Origin of the sequence: Streptomyces sp. NPDC091281 (genome assembly GCF_044757425.1) — a bacterium.
Taxonomy (GTDB): domain Bacteria; phylum Actinomycetota; class Actinomycetes; order Streptomycetales; family Streptomycetaceae; genus Streptomyces.
The window spans coordinates 218,063-243,580 of sequence record NZ_JBIVUY010000011.1; the positions used below are offsets into that span (position 1 = coordinate 218,063).

The window sequence follows — 25,518 nt, forward strand, 5'->3', positions numbered from 1 at the left end:
TGCGGGGTCGGGTCGATGAACGGAATCCTGGTAAATCATTCGGAAAATCTCGCGTTCGCGGCGAATGGAGTTCTCCGCGGAACGCCTGCACAGCCGTGATCATCAGCCACGGCGCGAAATCCTGTCAACACTTGACTTCTGTCCCCCACTCACCTAACACCGCTTGTATGCAACAGAGTTGTCGCAGGTCGGAGCGGTGATCAGGGCGCCCGGACCAGGCCGCGGCGGACGGCTCGGCGCGGGCCCCGGACTGTCCGCGGAAGGGCCGGAAAGTGAATAGGGAAATGCGGGCCGGGCAGGCGGTGGAATGCGCGGGGCGCGCGGTATGCCCTTTCTGACCAGGGCCCGGCCGGAACACTCCGCGTGCGGTCCGGCACCGTCTGCGAAACTGCCTCCGTGCTCATCGAAACCTCCCGCCTCACCCTGCGCCGCTTCCGGCCCGACGACGCCCCGGCCCTCGCCGCCTACCGATCCGACCCGGAGGTCGCCCGCTACCAGGGCTGGACCGCCCCCGTGTCACGGCGGGACGCGGCCGAGCTGGTGCGGGAGTTCGCCGCGGGCGACCCCGCACGGCCCGGCTGGTTCCAGTACGCGGTGGAGCTGACGGCGGAGGGGTCACTCGTCGGTGATGTCGGGGTGCGGCTCCACGAGAACGGCATGCAGGCCGAGTTGGGCTTCACCCTGGCGCCCGCGCGGCAGGGGAGCGGTTACGCGTCCGAGGCGGTGCGCGCGGTGCTCGGTGACCTGTTCGACGGGCGCGGTCTGCACCGGGTGTCGGCCGAGTGCGACGCCCGCAACACCGCCTCCGCGCGGCTGCTGGAGCGCGTGGGCTTCCGACGGGAGGGCGAGCGGCCCGAGTTCACCTGGATCAAGGGCGAATGGACCGACGACCTCCTCTACGGCCTGCTGGCACGGCGGTGGGAGGACCTGCGGCGGTCTTCCGACACATGAGGCGGGGGCGCGGCAGGCGAACGGCGGGGCCGGGGACGCGAACGCCCGGCCGGGGGACGTGAACACCCGGCCGGGCTCGATTCGGTGCCGGGCCGGGAGGGCCCGGCGGCGCCGAGGGCGCGGTCGGCCTAGTCGGCGGGCGGGCGTCGCCCCCAGGCCGAGATCAGCAGGGTCGTCATGTCCAGTCCCCGGGGTGTGCCGAGGGCGTCGATGAAGTCGGCGAGCTGCTCGGCGGTGACCAGGCCGTTCTCCACCAGGGTGTGCCCTTCCTGGCGCATCCGGGTGCCGATGAGTTCGTCGTCGGCCGGTGACTGTCCGGGGCCCGCCGGGGTGACCCGCGAGCCGATGCCGACGAGTCCGACGCCGCCGAGGGTGCGGGGCAGGGCGCGGGCCCACCGCATGTCGGCGCCCTGGGCCTCCATGCGCCGTACGTAGGCGCCGACGAGGGCCCGCCCCACCGGGGTCGGGGCGTGCTCGGCCGGGAGGTAGTAGAAGTCCTCCACCACCAGCCAGCCCCCCGGCGCCAGCCAGCGGACGATGCGGGCGAGGGCCTCCTCGGGGTCCGCGACGTGCTCCAGGACGGCGCGGGCGAGGACGAGGTCGAAGGAGCCGTCGGGGAACTCGGCCTTCGTCAGGTCCTCCTGGCGCACCGTCAGGTTGGGGGCGCGGTCCGCCTCCAGATAGCCGGTGTCGGTGTCGAGCGCGAGCACCGACCCCTCGCCGACCCGCTCGGCCAGCCAGTACGCCATCGAGCCCGCGCCCGCCCCGAGGTCCAGGCAGCGCCAGGCCGGGTCGAGGGGCAGCCCGTCGAGGATGCCGGTGGTCACGGCGTCGTACTTCTTCTCGAACAGCCGGACCTGGTCGAGCGGGGAGAGCTGCCCCTTGGTCAGCGATCCGGTGCTCTTCGCGTCCGTCGCAGTGGCGGCCGTCCCGGCGGTCGCGTCTGCCGGGTCAGGCGTGTCGGTCGTGTCGGTCGTGTCTGTCGCGTCCGTGGTCATCGGGGTCGGTCCCTTCCTCTCAGCCGGTCGCGACGGTCTCGGAGACCAGCGTGCACAGGACGATGTCCGGCGGCGCGACCTCCAGGGCGCCGATGTCCGGCTGTCCGGCGGCGTTGCGCTCGTCCGCCATGTACGCCTCGAAGGCCTCACGGTCCAGCCACTGCGGGTAGTTGACGTACGTCCTGCCGTCGGGGCTGATGTACGGCGTCGCCGAGACGAACCCGGGGAAGTGCCGCTTCCAGGTGCCGCTGCCGCGCAGCAGGTCGGCCATCGCGGCGGCGCCCTCGTAGCCGGAGACGTAGCGGACCGCGACGCACAGCAGGCCGGGCGGCCGGTCGGCGTCGGGGCCGAGCACCCCGGCCGACGGGGTGCCGCCGACCAGGTCCGTGCGCAGGGCGGCGGCGCTGCCGAGCCGGTCGACGACGGCCGCCGCGAGTCCGGCGGGGTAGGTGTTGCGGGCGCTCAGCTCGTCCCGCCAGGCGACGGAGTGCACGACGGCCGTGCCGTCGAGGGCGAGATGGACGCGGGAGGAGAGGAAACCGTCCAGGTCGCGTATCCAGGCGTCGACCTCGGCCTCGACCACCGCGACGGCCTCCGCCGAGGCCTTCGGCCCCTCGGTGCGCAGGGTCAGGAAGGTGCGGAAGCCCTCCCCGGTGCGGTGGGGCGCGGCGGACGGCGCGTGCGCGGCCCGGTCCGCGGCGGGCGTCCCCCCGTCCGCCGGCGCGACGGGGGGTACGGGCCGGTCAGCGGAAGTCATCGGCGAACTCCACGGCCCACTCGCGGAAGGTCCGCGGCGGCCGTCCGATGACCTCCTCGACGGTGCCGGTGATCAGCTCCGGCTCCTTGGTCAGCATGCCGAAGTAGTCCAGCGCGCCGTGGGCGTACGCGGGCGGCCAGCCGGCCCCGACCATGGCGTTGAGCGCGGCCTCGGCGGGGACGTCCTGCCAGGTCAGTTCGCGGCCGATGATCTCGCCGATGATCTCCACCTGCTCGATCTGGGTGAGGACCTCGGGGCCGGTGATGACGAGGCGGCGGCCCGCGAGGTCGCTGCCGGTGAGGGCGCGGACGGCGACGGCGGCGACGTCCTCCTCGTGGATCGAGGAGCGGGCGGCGGTGCCGTAGGGGGAGCGCACCACGTCGGACTTCTTGATCTGCTGGGCGAAGGAGAGGCGGGCGTTGGCGGTGAAGCCGGTGGTCTGGAGGAAGGTCCACTCCAGGCCGGTCTTCTCGATGAGGCCCTCCAGGTAGGCGTGGCAGTTGTTGTCGGCGTGCTCGTAGCCGATGTGGACGCCGATGGAGGAGACGAACGCGACACGGCGGGCGTGGCGTTCGATGCGCTCCAGGACGGCCGGGGCGGTGTCGACGTTGAGGGTGAAGAAGGGCCACATGAGCAGCACCGACTCGACGCCGTCGAGGGCCGGGAGGAGGCTGTCGGGGTCGGCCAGGTCGCCGTGGAAGATCTCGACGCCCTCGCTGGGCAGGCGGCCCGCCTTGGGGTCGTCCGCGAGCAGCAGGGCGCGGGTGGTGACGCCTTCGCCGATCAGCTGACGGACGACGTTGGGGCCGACGTTCCCGGTGGCCCCGATGACCAGGACCACGTTCTCTGCGCCCATGACCGTTTCCTTTCCGTTGGCTCTGCTGGATTCCCGCGACGGACCCCGAAAGGACCCCTCGATTTCCCGTCCGCGACCCGGACCGGGCGAATTGCGGTGCGCGTCTCCACGAAAGCGTGTGACGCCGTGGCGAATTCCGATGCGGTGACAGGGATCGGGAATTCGGGTTACAGCTTCACAGTCCGGGAAACCGAGGGGCAAGGAACTTTCTCTAAGATTCCGCGAAGTTTCCGGCCGTCGCCGGGAGTGCGGTCAGCCGCGGACCGCGACCACGTCGAGGTCGAGGGTGAGGTGCCGCCCCATGGAGCCCTTGGCCTTGGTGACGCCGAAGGCGTAGCGGTCGACGGTGGCGACGGCGTGGCACACCAGGCGGGTCTCGTCGCCGGAGAGGGCGTCGATGGTGAGGGCGACGGGCTTGGTGATCCCGCGCACGGTCAGGCGGCCGTGCAGCAGGTGTCCGGCGTCGCCGGCCTCGACGCGTTCGCCGCGGAAGTGCATCTCGGGGTGGGTGGCGACGTCCAGGAACCCGGCCTCACGCACGTGCTCGTCGCGCTTGGTGTTGCCGGTGTCGATCCCGGCGGCGGAGAGGACGGCCTCAACGGTGGAGGACGAGGTCGGCTCGGTCACGACGACCTCGCCGCGGATGACGGGGAAGGTGCCGCGGACGACGGCCAGTCCGAAGAAGTTCCGCATGCGGAACCGGACGGTGGACTGGGCGGGATCAATGGCGTAGGTGCCGGTTTCGGGCGTGTACTGGACGGCATTGCCGAAAACGGTCATGGTGCGCTCCTCAGCGATTTCGGGAAAAGGAACCGGAACCCTCGTGTGCGTGGCCCGATCCGGGGTCGTCCCGCGTCCGGTACGCGCCGCCGGTTTCCCGGGGACGGGCCGCGGGAGCCGGGGGCGGGCGGGGCGGGAGGAATGGCGGGGCCGGTCAGGCCGTGACGGGGTCGGGGGTGGTCGCGCCGGGCTTCTGCCGTATCCGGCCCGTCTCGCGGGGGACCAGCGCGGCGGCGAGCGCGGCGAGGGCGACGGCGCCGGTCCCGGCCCACAGGGCGGGGGTGATCCCGTCGACGAAGGCGTTCGCGGAGGTGTAGCCGCCCTGCGCCGAGAAGATCGCCGACATGACGGCGACGCCGAGGGCGCCGCCGACCTCGCGGAGCGCGTTGTTGGAGCCGGAGGCGATGCCCTGTTCCTCGGGGCGGACGCTGCTCATGACCAGGTTGGCGGTGGGGGCGAAGAAGAAGCCCATGCCGATGCCGCTGAGGACGAGCGAGGGCACCATCTCGCCGTAGGTGACGTCGGGTGCGACCACGAGGGCGAGCAGGGCGAGGCCGGTGCCCTGGAGGACGAGGCCGGTCACGACGACGGGCTGGCCGCCGAAGCGGTCGGAGAGGGCTCCGGCGACGGGCGCGGCGATCATCGGCATGGCGGTCCAGGGCAGCATCCGCACGCCCGCCTCCATGGGCGAGTAGCCGCCGACGTCCTGGAGGAACTGGCTGAGCAGGAAGATGGAGCCGAACATGCCGACGAACATCAGCAGGCTAGCGGCGTTGACGGAGCTGAAGGCGCGGCTGCGGAAGAGCCGCATGGGCAGCATCGGGTGGGCGGTCCGTGTCTCGTGGGCGACGAACACGGCGAGCAGGACGGCGCCGCCGACGAGGCCCGCGAGGACCGCTGCGCTGGTCCAGCCGTCGCCGTTGCCGCGGATCAGGCCGTAGACGATGCCGAAGAGGCCCGCGCTGGCGAGGGCGGTGCCCGGCAGGTCGAGGCGGGGGGCGGGGCCGCGGCTCTCGTCGAGGCGGAGCAGGGCGAGCGGGATGAGGACGACGCCGAGCGGCACGTTCACCCAGAAGATCCACTGCCAGGAGAGGTGTTCGGTGAGGGTGCCGCCGACGAGGGGTCCGGCGGCGACGGCCAGGCCGTTGACCGCGCCCCAGACGCCGAAGGCGAGGCCGCGCCGCTCGGGCGGGACGGCCGCCGAGAGGAGGGTGAGGGTGAGGGGCATCATGATGGCGGCGCCGACGCCCTGGACGGCGCGGGCGGCGATGAGTTCGGGCATGCCGGGTGCGAGCGCGGCGCCCGCGGAGGCGGCGGTGAAGATACCGAGGCCGATGGTGAAGAGCAGGCGGCGGCCGAAGCGGTCACCGAGGGCGGCGCCCAGCATGAGCAGGACGGCGAAGGTGAGCGTGTAGGCGCTCACCGTCCACTCCAGGTCGCCGAGTCCGCCACCCAGGTCCTCCCTGATGGAGGGCAGGGCGGTGGTGACGACAAGGTTGTCGAGCGCGGCCATGAACCCGGCCGCGCTGGCGATGATCAGCGTCCATAACGCGGTGTCGCGACGGGCGGGTGCTCGCTGCTGCATGACGCTCCTCTGGATCGGTGGTCGGTCGCGGTGCGGGCGCGTCGTACGAGGGGGTGGGGTGACGGGCGGCGGGGAGGCGGGGGTGGGCCGGTCGGACCGGTCGGACCGGGCGGGCTGGGTGCTCCCCCACTCGCCGGTGTGCGGCCGGTGGCTCCGCCGCCCTGTCGCTTTGTCGCCCTGTCGCTTCGTCGCGCGGCGACTGCCGCGTCCGTGCGGCGCTGCCGCTGAGCCGGTACGTCGTCGTAGCGGCACGTCGTGGTACCGGCACGCCGTTGTGCCGAGGAGTCGTTGTGCCGAGGAGTCGTTGGGTCGAGGAGTCGTTGGGTCGAGGAGTCGTTGGGTCGATACGTCGTCGTACCGACCCGCCGGCTCGCCACCCCGCCGGTTCCCGTCGCTCCGCCGTGGACGGTGGCGTCGTACGGCCGGGTGTTTCCCCCGTGGTGAACGGCGTGGGCGCCGGGACGACACGGGTTCCGGCGCGCACGGCTCGCGACCGGGCGTGCGGGACCTGCCGTGCTCCGGGCGCGGCACGGTCCCGGAGCCGTGCGCCCGTCGGGCCCACGTTCCGCTGTGGAGAGCCGTGTTCGGCAGGACGGCGCGGAACGCGGGCCCCGTGCGTGACGCCACCGTGCCGCCCCGGCCGGTGTCCCGCCCGTCGGTGTGCGCACCGGCGGGCGGGGGCGGTCACGCGGGTGGGGCGGGGTCAGCCGCCGACGGCGTGCAGTCCGCCGTCGACGTGGACGACCTCGCCGGTGGTCTTGGGGAACCAGTCCGACAGCAGGCCGACGACGCCGCGCGCGGCGGGCTCGGGGTCGTTGATGTCCCACTCCATCGGGGAACGCTGGTCCCAGACCGCGACCAGTTGGGCGAAGCCGGGGATGGACCGGGCGGCGACGGTCTTGATGGGGCCCGCGGAGACCAGGTTGACGCGTACGTTGCGGTCGGCCAGGTCGCGGGCGAGATAGCGGGAGGTCGACTCCAGGGCGGCCTTGGCGACGCCCATCCAGTCGTACATGGGCCAGGTGACCGCGGAGTCCAGGCTCAGGCCCACCACCGAGCCGCCGCGCCGCTCCAGGAGGGGCAGCAGGGCGGTGGTGAGGGACTTGAGGGAGAACGCCGAGATCTCGACGGCCGTGGCGACCGACTCCCAGGGCGTGTTCAGGAAGTTGCCGCCCAGGGCGTCCTGCGGACTGAACCCGATGGAGTGCACGACGCCGTCGAGGTCGACGCCCTCACCGAGGTGTTCGGCCACCCGGGCGGCGAGGGTGTCGAGGTGTTCCTGGTTCTGTACGTCGAGTTCGATGATGGGGGCCGGTTTCGGCAGCCGCCGGGCGGCCCGCTCGACGGCCGAGAGCCGGCCGAAGCCGGTCAGAACGACCTCGGCGCCTTCCTCCTGGGCGAGACGTGCCACGTGGAAGGCGATGGAGAAGTCGGTGAGGACGCCGGTGACCAGGATGCGCTTGCCTGCGAGGATTCCACTCATGGTGCTCGGTGACCCATGCCCAATCCGCCGCTCCGGTGGTCGGGACGGCTCCGGTGGTAGTGGTGTGCGGCTGCTGCTCACGAGGGCGTGCGGCATCCACCGCCCCGCCCTGTGAAAACTATACTTTACCGATGGGGCGCGGGGGCCCACAACGAGGGCGCGCGCCACAACGGGAAAAGGGATCGACCGGAACGACGCCGCACGGCACCCCCCGGCGAGTACGCGACCCCCGACGACCGTACTCAGAACGGGACTTCGGCGCAGCAGAACACCAACACTGCCGTTTCGTCGGCCGGTTCGACGCGAAAAAGGCCAACCGCCGCCTGGATCAGGTGCGTTCGGCGGCGGGGGGAACGGCCTGTTCGTCGAGGGCGTCGAGCATCTGGAGCAGTTGGCGGCGCATCGCGGGGGTCATCTCGCCCGCGCGCATGGCGATGGTGCGCACCTGCCGGTCGGCGAGCTTGCGCTCCAGCTCCTCCTGCTCCTCGACGTCCTCCACGCCGAGGAGATGCGCGGCCGTGATCGGCGGCATGCCCGGCACCCGGCGCTCGTCGAAGAACTTGGCGATGGCCCTGACGACCGCGATGGTCGGGTTGGTGTTGCGCCCGGAGCGCAGGGCGGCCAGGTAGACACGTGACACCGTCGTGTCGTGAGAGGGGTCCTCGGTGATCTTCTTGGCGACGTACGGCGTGGAGTACGACCGCTGACGGCCGGTCTCGTCCTCGTACGTCACGGACGCGAAGAGTCCGTTCAGGCACTGGGTGAAGTCACCGGCGGGCCGAGGCCAGCCCATGGCCCCGCTGTCGCCAGCTACCACGGAATGCTCCCTTCCGCCCCCAGGTGCAGTGAAATCGCTTTCCCATTTTACAGGAGGAAGCCCCGGCTCCGCACCGCGCCCCGTCCCCCCGTGACGGGGACCCGTCCATGGCGACCGGGTGGGTCACCCGGTCTGACCGGCGGGGCTCCCGGTGGGGAGGGGCGCCGGGCCGCCGGAGCGCGGCGGACACCGGACGCGTGCGGAAACGATTGTCCGTCACCTCCCCGCACACAAACGGAACTTCGGGATCATCCCCGTTGCCCTCTTCGGTCGGGGGCCGGGACCGCGCGCCCCCGTCCGCTCTGCGCCGCATGCCCACCGCTTCCTCCCTGAGCGGCCGGCGGCCAACTCGGCCTGCGGGTCGCGGTGTCGGTCTCGCGTCCGGACGCGGCCGTGGAGGTCCGCGCCGACTGGTCGGGCGGGCGTGGCACCGGGCCACGCTCACGCCGTCACCCGCCGACCCGTCCGGGAGTACGGGCGGGTGGGGCCGGGTTCGCAGGGACCATGCCCGAACCCTGAATCGTTGTCAACGCCCTGGACAGACTCACCAGCCAGCGCGCGTCCGAGTCCAGGTCGTGGCCGCCGCCCTCCGGAACGGCGCAGCGCTGCTCGGCGGGCTCGTCACGGGCCCTGCGGTCGAGGGCGGCGGCCACGACGGCGGCCGCGGTGTGAATGTCGCGTTCCTTTCCGTCGAGACCGCGCTCCGTCGCGGCGGCCCGTGCCTCCCGTTCGGCGCCGAGGGCGTAGTAGGGCGCGAGGCGGACCAGTCCGTCGCGTATCTCGATCACCCGCCGGTAGTAGGCGCGGGCGCGCCACGGCCAGACGTAGGGGACGCGGGTCCAGAACCACTCCGAGGAGCGGGGCATGGTGAGTTCGGGGAAGGCGTCGTGCAACGCCGCCCACAGGGGCCCGAGTTCGCGGTAGAGGGCGCGGCGGGCGAACACGGCGGTGAGACCGGCGAGGAGTTCCGCGGTGACCGGGTGGGTGACCCCGGCGACCAGCATCCACACGCCGAACAGGCTGAGCACGTACCAGACGGTGTTGGCGACGGCCGTGACGCCGGGGTCGACGGGGAACGCCAACTGGGCCAGCGTGAAAAGGACTTTGAAGGCGCAGGCGCAGACCTCGGCGACGAGGGCGACGGCAAGGATGCGCAGCGCGGTGCGCAGGTTCCGGCGCACGGTGACGGTGGAGTACACCAGGGACCAGCGCAGGGCGGTGGCGGAGACCCCGCCGATGTAGGCGGCGACGACCGCGACGAAGACGGCCGCGGTGCCGTGGCTGCTGTTGACCCACTCCGAGGGTGCGGCGCGCAGGGACTCGGGGGAGGCCGCCCACACCCCGGTCGCGGCGGCGAGGAAGAGCAACAGGCAGCAGACGGCGGGGGCGTTGGACCGGTCGCCCTCGGGGCCGACGGCCGAGAGGTGGAAGAAGTCCAGCAGCCAGTAGGCGGCGGCCATGCAGACGACGCACGCGGCCAGCACGTTGAAGCCCCGGGTCGCGGTCAGCAGCCAGGCGTAGACCGACGGGTGGAAGAGCACCAGCGCGGCGGCGATGCACACGGTGCACTTGGTGATGGCCTGGAGCGGCAGGTCGTCGGGGGCGCGCCGGACGTGGACCACCCGGCTGGCGGCGCACAGGCACACCAGGAGGTCGATGTAGGTGCAGATGATGATCTTGATGTGCACTCTTCACCCCGGGTCGGGAGGGCCGGTCACAGCCAGGACGTACGGTTGCGCAGCGCCTGTCCCATGCGTTCGAGCACGGGGTCCTCGTGGCCGGGGGCCTCGGGGCCCTGCCGGGTGCCGCGCATCGCGGAGCGCTCCAGGATGATCGTGGCGATCAGCTCGGCCTCCAGCTCCTCCTCGGAGTCGTAGACCGTCCGCATGCGCACGGGACCGGTCCCCGCCCCGGGGCCGCGGGTGACGAGGTCGGCCGCGGGCACGGTGAGGTGGCCGACCAGGATGTGGCCCACTTCGTGGAGGATGATGTGGTCCTGGTGCGGGCGGGTGGTGTCCTGCTGGTAGAAGATCACGTCGGCCGTGTCCGTGGCGACGCAGACGCCCAGCGGTCCCGGGGATTCCAGGGGATACGGAATCAGCCTTATTTCCCGGCCTCGACGCTCCCCCAAACGCCGGCATAAATCATGCACATCAAGCGGATATCCGACTTCGAGGTCCCGTAAGAGGTTGCGGCATCGCCGCCGCAACCTGCGCTTCCTCATGCTTCCCCTAACACGGTGCGTCGGTTGTGCGAATGACGGCGTTCTCGGCCAACCCTAGCCCAGGGCGGCCGAGATGCCCAGAATGATTTACACGAACGTAACGCGCACCGGGCGTGGCTTCGCGCGCCGCCGCGAGCGGGTGCGCCGCAGCTCACCGGGGGGACATCGTCCCGTCACCGTTGTTTGGCTTTTCGTCAGGAAGTTTTCCTCCGTCATTGCCATAAGCGGTCCGGCAATGTGATCCGTATCATGCGACCGAGAGGCAACCCCTTCCCGTGCACCGCGGTCACGCCGGTTCCGGGCGGACGCGCCGGGCGCACGAATGTGACCACGGCGGACGCCACGGGGCGTGAAGGTCTGGTCCGAACGAACCGGACACTCCCCCGCACCCCGGACATCTTCGTGTGTGCGCCGCCCGCCCGAGCGGGCCGACGGGCCCGCCGGCCGCCGGGGACGGGGCCGAACGGGGAACTCCGGAACGCCTAGCGAAAACTTCATCCTGGCTTAGAGGAAGGTCCTTGACCCTCCCTCGTCCGAGCAACAAAGCTAATGAGCACCGCCCGGCGAACCGTCGCCGACGGCCGGGGAGGACGACCGCTCGCAATGTCGCGGCGGGTCCGCACAGCCCAAGGTTCTCGAAACGGCTGGGAATTCCTCCCCCGATATTCGTCCGCACACGCCGCTCAGCGGAATCGGCGTGTCCGGACCGGTCTCCGCAGATTTCGAAGACTTCACGATTCCAAGATTTCCGAGATGTCACGGTCCAACGTTTCACGGTTTCGCGATGCCCACAGGGCATGACAAAGCGGCCCGGTCGAGGAGGGGTTCATGGACACCGCGGTGATAGTTGTGGGAGCCGGTCCGGCGGGACTGATGCTCGCGGGCGAGTTGCGGCTGGCGGGCGTCGAGGTGATCGTGCTGGAGCGGCTCCCGGAGTCCACCGGGGAGTCCCGCGGCCTGGGCTTCACCACCCGCACCATGGAGGTGTTCGACCAGCGCGGGCTGCTGCCCCGCTTCGGCGAACTGGAGACGAGCCCGCAGGGCCACTTCGGCGGCGTACCGCTGGACCTGTCGGTCCTGGACGGCGCGCACCTGCCGAACAAGACGATCCCCCAGTCCCGTACCGAGGGCGTGCTGGAGGCGTGGGCGGCCGAGCTGGGCGCGGACATCCGGCGCGGGTACGAGGTGCTGTCGCTCTCCGAGGGCGACGACCACGTCGAGGTCGAGGTGCGGGGCCCCGGGGGCACCGAACGGCTGCGCGCCCCCTGGCTGGTGGGCTGCGACGGCGGGCGCTCCACCATCCGCAAGGCGGCGGGCTTCGACTTCCCGGGCACGGCCGCCACCCTGGAGATGTACCTGGCCGACGTGCGCGGTCTCGACCTGCGGCAGCGCATGATCGGGGAGACCCTGCCCGGCGGCATGGTGATGGTCGGTCACCTCGACGACGGCATCACCCGCCTCATCGTCTGCGAGGGCGGCACCCCGCCGAAGAAGCGCACCGAGCCCGTCCCGTACGCCGATGTCGCGGCGGCCTGGAAGCGGCTGACCGGCGAGGACATCGCGCACGGCGAGGCCGTCTGGATCAGCTCCTTCGGGGACGCCACCCGGCAGGTCACCGAGTACCGGCGCGGCCGGGTGCTGCTGGCGGGCGACTCCGCGCACATCCACCTCCCGGCCGGCGGCCAGGGCATGAACACCAGCCTCCAGGACTCGGTGAACCTCGGCTGGAAGCTGGCGGCCGTGGTCCGCGGCACCGCGCCGGAGTCGCTGCTCGACACCTACCACGGCGAGCGGCACCCGGTCGGGCAGCGGCTGATGATGAACACCCGCGCCCAGGGCCTGCTGTTCCTCAGCGGCTCGGAGATGCAGCCGCTGCGCGACGTGCTGCGCGAGCTGACCGCGTACCCCGACGTCACGCTCCACCTGGCCCGGATGGTCAGCGGTCTGGAGATCCGCTACGACGTCGGCGCGGGCGACCACCCGCTGCTCGGCAGCCGGCTGCCGCACCTGGAGCTGGTGCGCGCCGACGCCAAGACGAGCACCACCGAACTGCTGCACCCGGCGCGCGGGGTGCTGCTGGACCTGGCCGACGACGCGGCGCTGCGCGAGGCGGCGGGGCCTTGGGCGGACCGGGTCGACATCGTCACCGCGACCGTGCTGGACGAGGCCGGGCCGCTGGCGGACACCACCGCCGTGCTGGTGCGCCCCGACGGTCACGTGGCGTGGACGACGACGCCCGCGAAGGACCTCACCACGGCGCTGGAGCGCTGGTTCGGGCCCGCCTGAGGCCCCCGGAGCCGGGCCACCCGCCCGTTCCCGCCCGTACCCGTCCGCCCCGCCGAAGCGCAGCCGAAGCGCAGCCGAAGGAGACGTACCTCATGCACAGCACCCTGATCGTCGCCCGGATGGACCCCGCGTCCAGCGGTGACGTGGCCAAGTTGTTCGGCGAGTTCGACACCACCGAGATGCCGCACCTGATGGGCACCCGGCGGCGTCAGCTCTTCAGCTACCGCGGCCTGTACTTCCACCTCCAGGACTTCGACACCGACGACGGCGGCAGCGCCATCGAGGAGGCCAAGACGCACCCGGCCTTCGTGCGGATCAGCGAGGACCTGAAGCCGTTCATCGGCGCCTACGACCCGGCGACCTGGCGGTCCCCGGCCGACGCGATGGCGACCCGCTTCTACCACTGGGGCCCGTCCGCATGAGCGCCCCCGCGGCCCCGGCCGCACCGTCCGAAGCCGTGCAGCGAGCACCCAGCGAGGTGGGAAACGGAGGGCACGTCCCGTGGGACGTCGCGTAGTCATCACCGGAATAGGGGTCCTCGCGCCGGGCGGCGTGGGGGTCAAGGACTTCTGGAGCCTGCTGAGCGAGGGCCGTACCGCGACCCGCGGCATCACCTTCTTCGACCCCTCGCAGTTCCGGTCGCGGGTCGCCGCCGAGGTCGACTTCGTGCCGGAGGCGCACGGGCTCACCCCGCAGGAGATACGGCGGATGGACCGAGCCGCCCAGTTCGTCACCGTCACCACCCGCGAGGCGCTCGCCGACAGCGGGCTGGAGGTGGGGAGCCTCGACCCGTGCCGGACCGGGGTCACCATCGGCAGCGCGGTCGGCGCGACCATGAGCCTCGACCAGGAGTACAACGTCGTCAGCGACGGCGGCCGGCTCGACCCGGTCGACCACACCTACGCCGTGCCGCACCTCTACAACCACTTCGTGCCCAGCTCGTTCGCCGCCGAGGTGGCGTGGGCGGTGGGCGCCGAGGGCCCGACCACGGTGGTCTCCACCGGCTGCACCTCCGGGCTGGACGCGGTCGGCCACGCGGTCGACCTGATCCGGGAGGGCTCGGCGGACGTCATGATCGCCGGGGCCACGGACGCGCCGATCTCCCCGATCACGGTGGCCTGCTTCGACGCCATCAAGGCGACCACCTCCCGCAACGACGACCCCGAGCACGCCTCCCGGCCCTTCGACGGCACCCGCAACGGCTTCGTCCTCGGCGAGGGCTCCGCGGTGTTCGTGCTGGAGGAGCGGGACGCGGCGCTCAGGCGCGGCGCGCACGTCTACGCCGAGATCGCGGGCTACGCCTCGCGCTGCAACGCCTTCCACATGACCGGACTGCGCCCCGACGGCCGCGAGATGGCCGAGGCGATCCGGATGGCGCTGCACGAGTCCCGGCTCAACCCCGAGGACATCGACTACATCAACGCGCACGGCTCGGGCACCAAGCAGAACGACCGCCACGAGACGGCCGCGTTCAAGCGGAGCCTCGGCGAGCACGCCCGCCGCACCCCGGTCAGCTCCATCAAGTCGATGGTGGGCCACTCGCTCGGCGCGATCGGCTCCATCGAGATCGCGGCGTCGGCGCTGGCCATCGAGAACGACCTGGTGCCGCCGACCGCGAACCTGCACACCCCGGACCCCGAGTGCGACCTGGACTACGTGCCGCTGACCGCCCGCGAGTGGCGCACCGACACGGTCCTGACCGTCGGCAGCGGGTTCGGCGGATTCCAGAGCGCCATGGTCCTGACCACGGCCGACCGCGGCTGACAGCCGAACCCGGCGGTCAGCCGACCGGCTGACCGGCCGACCCCAGAGGCGGAGAGGAGCATGGCGTGACACACGCAGCGGTGATCACCGGCGTGGGCATCACGGCCCCCAACGGGCTGGGCGCGGAGGACTACTGGGCCGCGACCCGCGAAGGACGCAGCGGCATCGGGCCGGTGACCCGGTTCACCCCGGACGGCTACCCGTCGCGGCTGGCGGGCGAGGTGCCCGGTTTCGTGGCCGAGGAGCACCTGCCGAGCCGGCTGATCGCGCAGACCGACCACATGACCCGGCTGGCGCTGCTCGCGGCGGACTGGGCGCTGGCGGACGCCGGGATCGAGCCGGAGGCGCTGCCGGAGTTCGAGGCGGGCGTCATCACCGCGAGTTCGTCGGGCGGCTTCGAGTTCGGCGAGCGGGAGCTGCGCAACCTGTGGAGCAAGGGCGGCTCGCACGTCAGCGCCTACCAGTCCTTCGCCTGGTTCTACGCGGTGAACACCGGCCAGATCTCGATCCGGCACGGGATGCGCGGCCCCAGCGGGGTCGTCGTCAGCGACCAGGCGGGCGGGCTGGACGCCCTCGCGCAGGCGCGGCGGCAGATCCGCAAGGGCTCCAGCGTCATCGTGTCGGGCGGGGTGGACGCCTCGATCTGCTCGTGGGGCTGGGTCGCCCAGCTCGCGGGCGGCCGTCTGAGCACCTCGGACGACCCGGACCGCGCCTACCTGCCGTTCGACGCGTCGGCGGCCGGGCACGTGCCGGGCGAGGGCGGCGCCATCGTCGTCCTGGAGGACGCGGAGGCGGCCCGCCGGCGCGGGGCGCGGGTGTACGGCGAACTCGCCGGCTACGCGGCGACGTTCGACCCGGCGCCGGAGTCCGGGCGGCCCCCGGGGCTGCGCCGGGCCATCGAACTCGCCCTGGACGACGCCCGGGTGGCGCCGGACGAGGTCGACGTGGTCTTCGCGGACGCGGCGGCGGTGCCGGACCTGGACCGGGTCGAGGCGGACGCCCTGAACGCGGTGTTCGGTCCGGGCGGGGTGCCCGTGACGGCGCCGAAGACGATGACCGGGCGGCTGTACTCGGGCGCGGCCCCGCTGGACGTGGTCGCCGCGCTGCTGTCGATCCGGGACCGCGTGATCCCGCCGACGGTGAACGTGTCGCCCGACGCGGCGTACGAACTCGACCTGGTGACCGGGGCGCCCCGGTCCGCGGACGTGCACACCGCGCTGGTGGTGGCCCGCGGACAGGGCGGCTTCAACTCGGCGGTCGTGGTCCGCAGGGCCGCGTAGCCGCCGCACACGAGAGGCGGCACGCGGCGCCTCACGGCCCGTACGCCGTACGCCAAGGCCCGCACCCCGCACACCCTCATGCTCCACCCACCCACAGGAAGCGACCACGCGATGAGCCAGCAGGAATTCACCCTCGACGACCTCAAGCGCATCCTGCGCGCCTCCGCGGGCGTGCCCGAGGGCGTCGACTTCGACGGCGACATCCTCGACCTCTCCTTCGACAGCCTCGGCTACGAGTCGCTGGCGCTGCTGGAGACCGGCGGCAGCATCGAGCGCGAGTTCGAGCTGACGCTCGACGACGACGCGTTCACCATCACCGACACCCCGCGCACCCTGCTGCGCCTGGTCAACGACCAGTTGAAGGCGCCCAGCGCGACCTGACCGGCATCTCACCGGCACCACCTCGCGGATCCGCCTCGCCGCTCGGCAGCACGGGCGATCCCCCTTCTTCTTCACAGCCACCCATCCTCCGAGGGGAAGCACATGTCACAGCAAGGCGAGCGGGTCGCCCTCATCACCGGCGCCACGAGCGGCATCGGCCTGGCCGCCGCGCGGACCCTGGGCCGGGCCGGGCACCGCGTGTTCATCTGCGCGCGGGACGCCCAGAAGGTCGACTCCACGGTCAAGCAGCTGCGCGAGGAGGGCCTGACCGCCGACGGCGCGGCCTGCGACGTGCGGTCGCGCGAGGAGATCAAGTCCCTCGTGGAGACGGTCGTCGAGCGGTTCGGGCCGGTGGACGTGCTGGTCAACAACGCGGGCCGCAGCGGCGGCGGGGTCACCGCGGACATCGCGGACGACGTGTGGTTCGACGTCATCGACACCAACCTCAACAGCGTGTTCCTGGTGACCCGCGAGGTGCTCACCACGGGCGGCATGCGGGACAAGGACCGCGGCCGGATCATCAACATCGCCTCCACCGCCGGGAAGCAGGGCGTGGTCCTGGGCGCCCCCTACTCGGCGTCCAAGCACGGTGTCGTCGGCTTCACCAAGGCCCTCGGCAACGAGCTGGCCCCGACCGGGATCACCGTCAACGCGGTCTGCCCCGGCTATGTCGAGACGCCGATGGCGCAGCGGGTGCGGCAGGGCTACGCGGCGGCGTACGACACCAGCGAGGACGCGATCCTCACCAAGTTCCAGGCGAAGATCCCGCTCGGCCGCTACTCGACGCCGGAGGAGGTGGCCGGCCTGGTCGGCTACCTCGCCACCGACACCGCCGCCTCCATCACCGCGCAGGCCCTCAACGTCTGCGGCGGCCTCGGCAACTTCTGACCCTCCGGGCACCGACCGCCCCGCCCCCGGCCCGCGCCGGGACGGCACCCGCACCGACCAGCAAGGAGTGAGCACATGTCGCAGGAGGGCCTCCGCGAGGTCGAGCACGACATCACGATCGACGCCCCGGCCGCCGCCGTCTACCGCCTCATCGCCGAGGTGGAGAACTGGCCGCGGATCTTCCCGCCGACCATCCACGTCGACCACGTGGAGCGCGGCGACCGCGAGGAGCGCATCCGGATCTGGGCCACCGCCAACGGCGAGGCGAAGAACTGGACCTCGCGCCGCACCCTGGACCCGGAGGCGCTGCGGATCACGTTCCGCCAGGAGGTCTCCACCCCGCCGGTCGCGGCGATGGGCGGCACCTGGATCATCGAGCCGCTGTCGGAGACCTCCTCGCGGGTACGGCTGCTGCACGACTACCGGGCGGTGGACGACGACCCGGCGGGCCTGAAGTGGATCGACGAGGCCGTCGACCGCAACTCCCGCTCCGAGCTGGCGGCCCTGAAGTCGAACGTCGAACTGGCACACGCCTCCGAGGACCTGACGTTCTCGTTCGAGGACACGGTGCGCATCGAGGGCTCCGCGAAGGACGCCTACGACTTCATCAACGAGGCCGGTCTGTGGGTGGAGCGGCTGCCGCACGTGGCGTCGGTCCGTTTCACCGAGGACACGCCGGGCCTCCAGGTGCTGGAGATGGACACCCGCGCCAAGGACGGCTCGACGCACACCACCAAGTCGTACCGGGTAGCGTTCCCGCACCAGCGGATCGCGTACAAGCAGGTCACGCTGCCCGCGCTGATGACGCTGCACACCGGGATCTGGAGGTTCACCGAGACCGACGGCGGGGTGGACGCCACCTCGCAGCACACGGTCGTGCTCAACACCGCCAACATCGCGCGGATCCTCGGCGACGAGGCCACCGTGGCGGACGCCCGCGCGTACGTGCACTCGGCGCTGAGCACCAACAGCCGGGCCACGCTGGGCCACGCCAAGGACCACGCGGAGCGGCGGCGCTGACGATGGGCGAGGACGAGTCGGCCCCGGTCGGGGGCCAGGTGCGCACCCAGGTGGTGGTCGTCGGCGCGGGGCCGGTCGGGCTGATGCTCGCCGCCGAACTGCGCCTGGGCGGCGCGGACGTGGTCGTCCTGGAGAAGCTGCCCGCGCCGACCACCGAGTCCCGGGCGTCGACACTGCACGCCCGCACCATGGAACTCTTCGACAGCCGGGGCCTGCTGGACGAGCTGGGCACCGTCCCGAACGACGTGCGCGGGCACTTCGGCGGCATCCCGCTGGATCTGACGCTGCCGGGCAGCCACCCGGGCCAGTGGAAGGTGCCGCAGGACCGCACCGAGGCGCTGCTCGGCGCGTGGGCGGCCCGGCTGGGCGCCGACGTCCGGCGCGGCCACGAGGTGACCGGGCTGACCGTCACCGACGACCATGTCGACGTCGAGGCCGAGGGGCCCGCCGGTCCGCTCACGGTGCGCGCTCTGTGCGTGGTCGGCTGCGACGGCGAGCACAGCGCGGTACGGCGCCTCGCGGGCCTGGACTTCCCCGGCTCGGACGCGGTCCGGGAGCTGATCCGGGCGGACGTCGCCGGGATCGACGTACCGGACCGGCGGTTCGAGCGGCTGGACGGCGGGCTCGCGATCGCGGCCCGGCGCGGCGACGGCGTCACCCGGATCATGGTGCACGAGTTCGGGCGGGCCGCCGTGGCGCGGACTGCTGCCCCGGAGTTCACCGAGCTGGCGACCGTGTGGAAGCGGGTCACCGGCGAGGACGTCAGCGCGGGCACCCCGCTGTGGATCAACGCCTTCGGGGACGTGTCCCGGCAGGCCGAGCGGTACCGCGACGGCCGGGTCCTGCTGGCCGGGGACGCGGCGCACGCCCAGATGCCGATCGGCGGCCAGGCCCTCAACCTGGGCCTCCAGGACGCCGCGAACCTGGGCTGGAAGCTGGCGATCCAGGTGGCCCGCAAGGGCTCGGCGGGGCTGCTCGACAGCTACCACGACGAGCGGCACGCGGTCGGCCGCCGGGTGCTGTCCGGCATCCGCGCGCAGGCCCTGCTGCTGCTGTCCGGGCCCGAGGTGAACCCGCTGCGCGCGGTGGTCGGCGAGCTGGTCCGCTCCGACGACGCCCGCCGCCACCTGGCCGCCACCATCAGCGGCCTCGACATCCGCTACGACGTCGGCGGGGACGGCGCGGGCGACGGCCACCCGCTGCTCGGCCGACGGCTCCCCCCGGCCGCCCTCACCACGGGGGACGGCCGCACCAGCACCGCGGAGCTGCTGCGCGGCGGCCGCGGGCTGCTGCTGGACCTCTCCGGCGACGGCGGCCGGGCCGCCGCGCTGGAGGCCGCGGCCGCGCCCTGGCGGGACCGGGTGCGCACCGTGGCCGCCGCCGTCGCGGACGACGGCCCCCTGTCGGACGCCGGAGCCGTCCTCGTACGGCCCGACGGCTACGTCGCCTGGACCGGCGCCGACGACACCACTCCCGAGGCGGCGCTGCACCGCTGGCTCGGACTGCCGAACACCGAACACCCCATCTCTGGAGGACTTTCATGAGCAGGCTCGCCGGCAAGACCGCGCTCGTCACGGGTTCGAGCCGAGGAATCGGCCGGGCGACCGCCGAGCGGCTCGCGCAGGACGGCGCGCTCGTCGCCGTCCACTACAACACCGACGCCGACGCGGCCGGGAAGGTCGTCGCCGGGATCGCCGAGGCGGGCGGCAAGGCGTTCTCCGTCAAGGCCGAACTCGGCGTCCCCGGTGACGTCGACGCCCTCTTCGAGGGCCTGGAGGCGGGGCTGAAGGAGCACGGCGCGACCGGGCTCGACATCCTCGTCAACAACGCGGGCGTGATGGGCGGGGTGGCCCCCGAGGAGGTCACCCCGGAGATCTTCGACCGGCTGGTCGCGGTCAACGCCAAGGCCCCGTTCTTCATCGTGCAGCGCGCGCTCGGGCTGCTCCAGGACGGCGGACGCATCATCAACATCTCGTCCGGGCTGACCCACTTCGCCAACCCGCAGGAAGTCGCGTACGCGATGACCAAGGGCGCGGTCGAGCAGCTCAGCCTGCACTTCGCCAAGCACCTGGGCGGCCGGGGCATCACCGTCAACTCGGTGGCGCCCGGCATCACCAACAACGGCACCCCGGTCTTCGACATCCCCGAGGTCGTCGAGCAGATGGCCGCGCTGTCGGCGTTCAACCGGGTCGGCGAGACCCGTGACATCGCCGACGTGGTCGCCTTCCTGGCCTCCGACGACGCCCGCTGGATCACCGGCGCGTTCATCGACGCCAGCGGCGGCACGCTCCTCGGCGGCTGACCCGCCGCCACCCCCGGTCCGGCCGGACGGCGTTCCGGCCGGACCGGGCGGCCACCCCACACACGACAGCCTGCGGCGAACCGCCGGGGCGACGACCGGAAGGGCGAAGGAGGCGCATGAGCACCGACAGGACGGCCACGGCCGCAGGGAACGCGGGGACCGCCTTCGGATGGGGCCTGCTGTGCGTGCTCTCCGGCAACATGCTCATCGACGCCCTGGAGGTGTCGGTGGCGGTGGTCGCCCTGCCGTCGATCGGCGCCGACCTGGGGCTGTCCGAGGCCGCCCTCGGCTGGGTCGTCGGCGGCTTCGCCCTCGGCTTCGGCGGTCTGCTGCTCCTCGCGGGACGGCTGGTCGCCCTGCTGGGGCGGCGCCGGGTGTACCTCGCGGCGCTGCTGGTGTTCGCCGTCGCCTCCCTCCTCGGCGGGCTGGCGACGAGCGGGGCGCCGCTGATCGCGACCCGCGTCGTCAAGGGCGTGTGCGCGGCCCTCACCGCGCCCACCGGGCTCGCCATCATCGCCTCGGCGTTCCCGGCGGGACCGGCCCGCGACAAGGCGGTCTCGGTGTACTCCCTCTTCGGCGCGGCGGGCTTCTCCGGCGGACTGGTGCTGTCCGGGCTGCTCACCGAGGTCAGCTGGCGGTGGACGTTCCTGTTCCCCGCGCCGGTGGCCCTGGTGCTGTTCCTGTTCGGGCTGCGGCTCATCCCTGGTCGTACGCCCGCCGAGACGGCCGCCGCGGCCGCCGACCGGGCGCCGCTGTCCCGCCGCTACGACGTCCCGGGCGCCGTCACCTCCGTCGGCGCGCTGCTCGCGCTGGCCTGGGCCCTGAGCCGGGGACCGGGCGCGGGCTGGGCCGACCCGCTCACCCTCACCGCGCTGCTGTCGGCGGCGGCCCTGGGCGGTGCGTTCGCGTACGCCGAGCGGACCGCGCCCCGGCCGCTGATGCGGGTCCGGCTGCTCGCCGACCGGCCGCTGACCCGCTCCGCCGCGGGCGCCGCCGCGCTCAACGGCTCCTACCTGGGCTTCCTGTTCGTCGTCACCCTCGACCTCCAGTGGGGGCGGGACTGGTCCCCGCTGCGCACCGGACTGGCGCTCCTCCCGGCGAGTCTGCCGCTGGCGCTGGCCGCCGCCCGCTCGGGCCGCGTGGTCGCGCGCCACGGCGCCGCCCGTCTGATCGCGCTCGGCACCTGGGCGCCGCCCGCCGGGTACCTCTGGTACCTGCTGGCCGGGGACCGCCCCGCCTACTCCACCGCCGTGTTGCCCGCACTGCTGCTGGTGGGGCTCGGCTTCGTCCTCCAGTTCGCCGCGCTCAACGCCCAGGCCATGTCGGCCGTCCCGGACGCCGACCGGGGCCCTGCGGGCGGCATCTACCAGACCTCCGTCCAGCTCGCGGGCGCCCTGACCACCGTGCTGGTCGCGGCACTGCTCGGCGCCGGGGCGGCGGACGGGGGCGGGCGGCGGACCGCGCTCGTGCTGGTCGCCGTCATCGGCACGGCCGGACTGGTGGTCGCCCTCACGGGGCTGCGGCCGGGCCGCCGGGCCGCGCCCGCCGTCGTACCGGAGGGAGCGGAGGACCGCTGAACCGCGGCGACCGCCCCGCCCCCTCCCCCGGCCCCGCCCACGCACCGCGCCGCACCCCATCGATCCGGACCGCACCGACCTGTGGAGCAGCACACCGCACCGGTTCGATCCCGTCCCGCACCGTCCGAGAGGAAGCCCGTGTCCGAGACCGTTCCGCTGAAACTGGCCGTCATCGTCGGAAGCACCCGTTCCGGGCGGATCGCTCCGCTCGTGGCCGCCTGGGTGGCCGACCGTGCCGCCCGCCACGCCGACCTGGAGGTCGACGTCGTCGACCTGGCCGAGGCCGCCCTGCCCGACGACCTCGACGCGGCCTCCCCGCAGGTGGTCGCGCTCGCGCCGCGCCTGGCGGCGGCCGACGCCTTCGTCGTCGTCACCCCCGAGTACAACCACAGCTTCCCCGCGCCCCTCAAGACCGCCATCGACTGCTTCCGCACGGAGTGGCAGGCGAAGCCGGTCGGCTTCGTCTCCTACGGCGGGATGGCCGGTGGTCTGCGGGCCGTGGAGCAGTTGCGGCAGGTGTTCGCCGAGACCCACACCGTGGGCGTGCGCGACACCGTCAGCTTCCACAACGTGTGGGAGCAGATCGGCGAGCAGGGCGAGTTCCCCGTCGAGCCGACCGGCTGCGACGCCGCCGCCAAGACGATGTTCGACCAGCTCGTGTGGTGGGCGCGCACGCTGCGCACCGGCCGCACGGAACACCCGTACAGCGTCTGACCGACCGCACCGACGGACCGCGGCATCACCACGCCACCGCGTCCCGGCAAGACCGCACGCTCCGACCGACCGTGCCACCGCACCGCCATCACGCCTACGACAAGGGGGGCCACCGTGCCGGCAACCGGCCTGCTCCAGCATCCCGCCCAGACCGTCACCGACACCGCCGCCGTCACCGTCGTCGAGGAGACCGCCGCCGAGGCGGCCGTCCCGGCCCCGGTCGCCCTCCTCGTGCCGCCCGCCGCGGGCTCCGGGGCGGCGACCGGCTACGAGGACCTGGTGCCGACGCCGGTCCCCCGCGCCCCCGTCCCGCCGCCCGCCGCGCCCGCCGGACCGGCCGGACCGGCCGACGAGGCGTCCGGCGCGGTCGCGGGCCTGGTCCGGGTGCACCGGGGCGAGCCCACGCCGGAGGAGCTGGCGGCCGTGGTCGCCGTGCTGCTGGCCCGCGCGGCCGCCGCCGGGTCCGCCGCGTCCGCCGACGCCGCGGCGGTGCGGCACGCGCCGCGCTGGCGGCGCTTCGACCGCGGGCACGGCTACCGCACCGCGCACAGCTGGCAGGCGGGCCGCAGGCCGCGGCGCGCGGTCCGGGGCACGCTGTGAGGATTCTCTTCGTCGCGGGCGGCAGCGCGGCCACCGTGTTCGCCCTGGCCCCGCTGGCCACCGCGGCCCGCGGGGTGGGGCACGAGGTCATCATGGCCTCGGTCGGGGACATCGTGCCCGTCGTCGCCGGGGTCGGTCTGCCGGCCGTGTCGATGACGTCGTCCCCGATCAGCGACTTCATCTACCGGGACCGCGAGGGTGCGCCCGTCACCCCGCCGACCGACCCGGACCAGCAACCGGCGTTCACCGGCGAGTGGTTCGGCCGGATGGCCGCCGCCACCCTCGGCCCGCTCACCGACCTGGCGCACGACTGGCGGCCCGACCTGATCGTGGGCGGCACCATGATGTACGCCGCCGGGCTCCTCGCCCGCCAACTGGGCGTGCCCTACGTGCGGCACGCCTGGGACGCCGTCGAGGCGACCCGGATCGATCCGGGCGCGGAGAAGGAACTCCAGCCGGAGCTGGGCCGGTTGGGCCTGGACGGGCTGCCCGCGCCCGATCTCTTCATCGACGTGTGCCCGCCGAGCCTGCGCCCGCCGGACGCGGCCCCCGCGCACCCGATGGCGTGCCTGCCCGCCAACACGCAGCGGCGGTTGGAGCCGTGGATGTACACGCGCGGCGGACGCCCCCGGGTGTGCGTCACGGCCGGGAGCCGGGTCGCCAACGACCAGGACACCGCGTATCTGCGCGAGGCCTACGAGTTCCTGCGCACCCTGGCGCTCGACGTGGCCGCGCTGGACGCGGAGGTGGTGATCGCCGCGCCCGAGAACGTGGCCGCGGACCTGCGCGCCGACCTGAAGGACGTGCACGCGGGCTGGGTCCCGCTGGACGTGGTGCTGCGCACCTGCGACCTGCTGGTGGGCCACGCCGGGGGTGTCACCACCCTCAACGCGATGTACGCGGGCGTGCCGCAGCTGCTGCTCCCGCAGTGGGGCATCCTCGGCCCGCCCACCCGGCGGCTCGCCGAGTACGGGGCGGCGATCACCCTCCAGCCCGACGAGGCCACCCGCGAGCGTCTCGCGGAGTCCTGCCGCGCGCTGCTGACGCGGCCCTCGTACGCGGAGCGGGCCGAGGACCTGGCCCAGGAGATCGCCGCGATGCCGCCCCCGGCCGAACTGGTCGGCGTACTGGAGAAGTTGTGACCGCGACGGCCGGTTCCCCGGCCGCACGAGGAGGCGTTTTCCGATGAAGGCCCTGGTGTTGTCGGGCGGGGCGGGCACCCGTCTGCGGCCGTTCAGCCACTCCATGCCCAAGCAGCTCATCCCGGTCGCCAACAAGCCGGTCCTCGAACACGTCCTGGAGAACATCACCGCGCTGGGCGTCACCGAGATCGGCGTCATCGTCGGCGGCTGGGAGGAGGAGATCACCGCCGTGCTCGGCGACGGCTCCCGGCTGGGCGCGCGGCTGACCTATCTCCGCCAGGACGCGCCGCTCGGGCTCGCCCACTGCGTGTCCGTGGCGCGGGACTTCCTCGGCGACGACGACTTCGTGATGTACCTCGGCGACTGCATGCTCGTCGAGGGGGTCGCCGAGGTGGCCGAGGAGTTCGCCCGCACCCGGCCCCCGGCGCACGTGGTCGTGCACAAGGTCGCGGACCCGTCCGCGTTCGGGGTGGTGGAGATGGACCCCGACGGCAGGGTGCGCCGCCTGGTCGAGAAGCCCAAGGACGCGCGCAGTGAACTCGCCCTGACCGGCGTGTACTTCTTCACCCCGGACATCCACCGGGCGATCGCCTCCATCGAGCCGAGCGCGCGGGGCGAGCTGGAGATCACCGACGCGATCCAGTGGCTGGTGACCGACGGCGCCGAGGTCCGCGCCAGCCAGTACCACGGGTACTGGAAGGACACCGGCCGCATCGACGACGTCCTGGAGTGCAACCGCAAGCTCCTGGACGGCCTGGCCCGCCGGGTCGACGGCGAGGTGGACACGGCGAGCGAGCTGAGCGGGGCCGTCGTCGTGGAGCCGGGCGCGCGGGTCACCGGCTCCCGGATCGAGGGTCCGGCGGTGATCGGCGCGGGCACGGTCGTGGAGGACTGCGTGATCGGCCCGCACACCGCCGTGGGCCGGGACTGCGTGCTGAGCGGTTCGCGGCTGGACTACTCGATCGTGCTGGACGACGCGGAGATCCGCGGCGCGGGACGGCTGCACGGCTCGGTCATCGGCCGGTCCGCGGTGGTCGGCCCGATCACCGACGACAGCGGCCGCCAGCGGCTGGTCATCGGCGACCACAGCCGCGTCCAGGTGGCGGGGTAGCC

At 73.1% G+C, this 25,518-nt stretch carries 24 protein-coding genes; 15 read left to right on the plus strand and 9 right to left on the minus strand.

Annotation, left to right across the window (positions count from 1 at the left end):
• The first annotated feature begins 396 nt into the window (after positions 1 to 396).
• Positions 397 to 951: a GNAT family N-acetyltransferase gene (locus tag ACIQPQ_RS26980; protein WP_401308403.1), complete on the plus strand. Its 555-nt coding sequence runs from the start codon at positions 397 to 399 to the stop codon at positions 949 to 951.
• Positions 952 to 1,079: 128 nt separating this feature from the next.
• Here ACIQPQ_RS26980 and ACIQPQ_RS26985 read toward each other — a convergent pair whose 3' ends face one another.
• The 9 genes from ACIQPQ_RS26985 to ACIQPQ_RS27025 all read right to left on the minus strand — a co-directional run bounded on the left by ACIQPQ_RS26985 (position 1,080) and on the right by ACIQPQ_RS27025 (position 10,262).
• Positions 1,080 to 1,949: a class I SAM-dependent methyltransferase gene (locus tag ACIQPQ_RS26985; RefSeq protein ID WP_401308406.1), complete on the minus strand. Its 870-nt coding sequence runs from the start codon at positions 1,947 to 1,949 to the stop codon at positions 1,080 to 1,082.
• A gap of 19 nt (positions 1,950 to 1,968) precedes the next feature.
• Positions 1,969 to 2,706: a putative quinol monooxygenase gene (locus ACIQPQ_RS26990; protein WP_401308408.1), complete on the minus strand. Its 738-nt coding sequence runs from the start codon at positions 2,704 to 2,706 to the stop codon at positions 1,969 to 1,971.
• Positions 2,693 to 3,562, minus strand: coding sequence for an NAD(P)H-binding protein (locus ACIQPQ_RS26995; RefSeq protein ID WP_383777913.1), 870 nt, complete (start codon positions 3,560 to 3,562; stop codon positions 2,693 to 2,695). Before ACIQPQ_RS26995 ends, ACIQPQ_RS26990 begins: the two co-directional genes overlap by 14 nt.
• A gap of 252 nt (positions 3,563 to 3,814) precedes the next feature.
• Positions 3,815 to 4,342 carry a YceI family protein gene (locus tag ACIQPQ_RS27000; RefSeq protein ID WP_401308412.1) on the minus strand — a complete coding sequence of 176 codons (528 nt, stop codon included), beginning with the start codon at positions 4,340 to 4,342 and terminating at the stop codon, positions 3,815 to 3,817.
• 154 nt (positions 4,343 to 4,496) lie between these two features.
• Positions 4,497 to 5,927 carry a DHA2 family efflux MFS transporter permease subunit gene (locus ACIQPQ_RS27005; RefSeq protein ID WP_401308415.1) on the minus strand — a complete coding sequence of 477 codons (1,431 nt, stop codon included), beginning with the start codon at positions 5,925 to 5,927 and terminating at the stop codon, positions 4,497 to 4,499.
• A gap of 703 nt (positions 5,928 to 6,630) precedes the next feature.
• The gene (gene fabI, locus ACIQPQ_RS27010) at positions 6,631 to 7,410 is read right to left on the minus strand and encodes an enoyl-ACP reductase FabI (RefSeq protein ID WP_401308418.1); all 780 of its coding nucleotides are present in this window, start codon (positions 7,408 to 7,410) and stop codon (positions 6,631 to 6,633) included.
• Positions 7,411 to 7,738: 328 nt separating this feature from the next.
• Positions 7,739 to 8,227, minus strand: coding sequence for a hypothetical protein (locus tag ACIQPQ_RS27015; protein WP_383777905.1), 489 nt, complete (start codon positions 8,225 to 8,227; stop codon positions 7,739 to 7,741).
• A 449-nt stretch (positions 8,228 to 8,676) separates the two neighbouring features.
• On the minus strand, positions 8,677 to 9,915 hold the full coding sequence (locus tag ACIQPQ_RS27020) for an MAB_1171c family putative transporter (protein ID WP_401308421.1): 1,239 nt from the start codon (positions 9,913 to 9,915) through the stop codon (positions 8,677 to 8,679).
• Between the two features lie 26 nt (positions 9,916 to 9,941).
• Positions 9,942 to 10,262, minus strand: coding sequence for a hypothetical protein (locus ACIQPQ_RS27025; protein ID WP_401308424.1), 321 nt, complete (start codon positions 10,260 to 10,262; stop codon positions 9,942 to 9,944).
• A 1,017-nt stretch (positions 10,263 to 11,279) separates the two neighbouring features.
• On the opposite strand from ACIQPQ_RS27025, the gene ACIQPQ_RS27030 reads away from it, so the two are divergent.
• The 14 genes from ACIQPQ_RS27030 (at position 11,280) to ACIQPQ_RS27095 (ending at position 25,516) form a co-directional block, all read left to right on the plus strand.
• Positions 11,280 to 12,737 (plus strand): FAD-dependent monooxygenase, encoded by a 1,458-nt coding sequence (locus tag ACIQPQ_RS27030; protein WP_401308427.1) that lies wholly within the window; start codon positions 11,280 to 11,282, stop codon positions 12,735 to 12,737.
• Positions 12,738 to 12,829: 92 nt separating this feature from the next.
• On the plus strand, positions 12,830 to 13,159 hold the full coding sequence (locus ACIQPQ_RS27035; protein WP_401308430.1) for a TcmI family type II polyketide cyclase: 330 nt from the start codon (positions 12,830 to 12,832) through the stop codon (positions 13,157 to 13,159).
• A 79-nt stretch (positions 13,160 to 13,238) separates the two neighbouring features.
• Positions 13,239 to 14,501 (plus strand): beta-ketoacyl synthase, encoded by a 1,263-nt coding sequence (locus ACIQPQ_RS27040; protein WP_401308433.1) that lies wholly within the window; start codon positions 13,239 to 13,241, stop codon positions 14,499 to 14,501.
• Between the two features lie 65 nt (positions 14,502 to 14,566).
• Positions 14,567 to 15,781, plus strand: a complete 1,215-nt coding sequence (locus ACIQPQ_RS27045) for a ketosynthase chain-length factor (protein ID WP_401308436.1) — start codon at positions 14,567 to 14,569, stop codon at positions 15,779 to 15,781.
• 111 nt (positions 15,782 to 15,892) lie between these two features.
• Complete coding sequence (locus ACIQPQ_RS27050) at positions 15,893 to 16,162, plus strand: phosphopantetheine-binding protein (protein WP_383777891.1); 270 nt, start codon at positions 15,893 to 15,895, stop codon at positions 16,160 to 16,162.
• Positions 16,163 to 16,264: 102 nt separating this feature from the next.
• Positions 16,265 to 17,050: a 3-oxoacyl-ACP reductase FabG gene (gene fabG, locus ACIQPQ_RS27055; RefSeq protein ID WP_401308439.1), complete on the plus strand. Its 786-nt coding sequence runs from the start codon at positions 16,265 to 16,267 to the stop codon at positions 17,048 to 17,050.
• Positions 17,051 to 17,125: 75 nt separating this feature from the next.
• Positions 17,126 to 18,070, plus strand: coding sequence for an aromatase/cyclase (locus ACIQPQ_RS27060; protein WP_401308442.1), 945 nt, complete (start codon positions 17,126 to 17,128; stop codon positions 18,068 to 18,070).
• A 2-nt stretch (positions 18,071 to 18,072) separates the two neighbouring features.
• Entirely contained in the window at positions 18,073 to 19,614 is a 1,542-nt protein-coding gene (locus tag ACIQPQ_RS27065) for an FAD-dependent monooxygenase (RefSeq protein WP_401308445.1), read from the plus strand.
• A complete protein-coding gene (locus ACIQPQ_RS27070; RefSeq protein ID WP_401308447.1) occupies positions 19,611 to 20,372 on the plus strand; it encodes an SDR family oxidoreductase in 762 nt (253 codons plus the stop codon). Before ACIQPQ_RS27065 ends, ACIQPQ_RS27070 begins: the two co-directional genes overlap by 4 nt.
• A 116-nt stretch (positions 20,373 to 20,488) precedes the next feature.
• On the plus strand, positions 20,489 to 21,949 hold the full coding sequence (locus tag ACIQPQ_RS27075) for an MFS transporter (protein WP_401308450.1): 1,461 nt from the start codon (positions 20,489 to 20,491) through the stop codon (positions 21,947 to 21,949).
• Between the two features lie 138 nt (positions 21,950 to 22,087).
• Entirely contained in the window at positions 22,088 to 22,663 is a 576-nt protein-coding gene (locus ACIQPQ_RS27080; RefSeq protein ID WP_401308453.1) for an NADPH-dependent FMN reductase, read from the plus strand.
• A gap of 114 nt (positions 22,664 to 22,777) precedes the next feature.
• Complete coding sequence (locus ACIQPQ_RS27085) at positions 22,778 to 23,263, plus strand: acyl-CoA carboxylase epsilon subunit (RefSeq protein ID WP_401308456.1); 486 nt, start codon at positions 22,778 to 22,780, stop codon at positions 23,261 to 23,263.
• Entirely contained in the window at positions 23,260 to 24,405 is a 1,146-nt protein-coding gene (locus ACIQPQ_RS27090; protein ID WP_401308459.1) for a glycosyltransferase, read from the plus strand. Before ACIQPQ_RS27085 ends, ACIQPQ_RS27090 begins: the two co-directional genes overlap by 4 nt.
• A 43-nt stretch (positions 24,406 to 24,448) precedes the next feature.
• The gene (locus ACIQPQ_RS27095; RefSeq protein ID WP_401308462.1) at positions 24,449 to 25,516 is read left to right on the plus strand and encodes a glucose-1-phosphate thymidylyltransferase; all 1,068 of its coding nucleotides are present in this window, start codon (positions 24,449 to 24,451) and stop codon (positions 25,514 to 25,516) included.
• Positions 25,517 to 25,518 lie beyond the last annotated feature (2 nt).

Excerpts from the sequence above, each read along its gene's own strand:
- ACIQPQ_RS27075 (WP_401308450.1), top strand. The coding sequence starts at position 20,489 with ATGAGCACCGACAGGACGGCCACGGCCGCAGGGAACGCGGGGACCGCC.
- ACIQPQ_RS27005 (WP_401308415.1), bottom strand. The coding sequence starts at position 5,927 with ATGCAGCAGCGAGCACCCGCCCGTCGCGACACCGCGTTATGGACGCTG.
- ACIQPQ_RS26990 (WP_401308408.1), bottom strand. The coding sequence starts at position 2,706 with ATGACTTCCGCTGACCGGCCCGTACCCCCCGTCGCGCCGGCGGACGGG.
- fabI (WP_401308418.1), bottom strand. The coding sequence starts at position 7,410 with ATGAGTGGAATCCTCGCAGGCAAGCGCATCCTGGTCACCGGCGTCCTC.
- ACIQPQ_RS27035 (WP_401308430.1), top strand. The coding sequence starts at position 12,830 with ATGCACAGCACCCTGATCGTCGCCCGGATGGACCCCGCGTCCAGCGGT.
- ACIQPQ_RS27000 (WP_401308412.1), bottom strand. The coding sequence starts at position 4,342 with ATGACCGTTTTCGGCAATGCCGTCCAGTACACGCCCGAAACCGGCACC.
- ACIQPQ_RS27070 (WP_401308447.1), top strand. The coding sequence starts at position 19,611 with ATGAGCAGGCTCGCCGGCAAGACCGCGCTCGTCACGGGTTCGAGCCGA.
- fabG (WP_401308439.1), top strand. The coding sequence starts at position 16,265 with ATGTCACAGCAAGGCGAGCGGGTCGCCCTCATCACCGGCGCCACGAGC.
- ACIQPQ_RS27095 (WP_401308462.1), top strand. The coding sequence starts at position 24,449 with ATGAAGGCCCTGGTGTTGTCGGGCGGGGCGGGCACCCGTCTGCGGCCG.
- ACIQPQ_RS26995 (WP_383777913.1), bottom strand. The coding sequence starts at position 3,562 with ATGGGCGCAGAGAACGTGGTCCTGGTCATCGGGGCCACCGGGAACGTC.
- ACIQPQ_RS27050 (WP_383777891.1), top strand. The coding sequence starts at position 15,893 with ATGAGCCAGCAGGAATTCACCCTCGACGACCTCAAGCGCATCCTGCGC.
- ACIQPQ_RS27030 (WP_401308427.1), top strand. The coding sequence starts at position 11,280 with ATGGACACCGCGGTGATAGTTGTGGGAGCCGGTCCGGCGGGACTGATG.
- ACIQPQ_RS26985 (WP_401308406.1), bottom strand. The coding sequence starts at position 1,949 with ATGACCACGGACGCGACAGACACGACCGACACGACCGACACGCCTGAC.
- ACIQPQ_RS27065 (WP_401308445.1), top strand. The coding sequence starts at position 18,073 with ATGGGCGAGGACGAGTCGGCCCCGGTCGGGGGCCAGGTGCGCACCCAG.
- ACIQPQ_RS27060 (WP_401308442.1), top strand. The coding sequence starts at position 17,126 with ATGTCGCAGGAGGGCCTCCGCGAGGTCGAGCACGACATCACGATCGAC.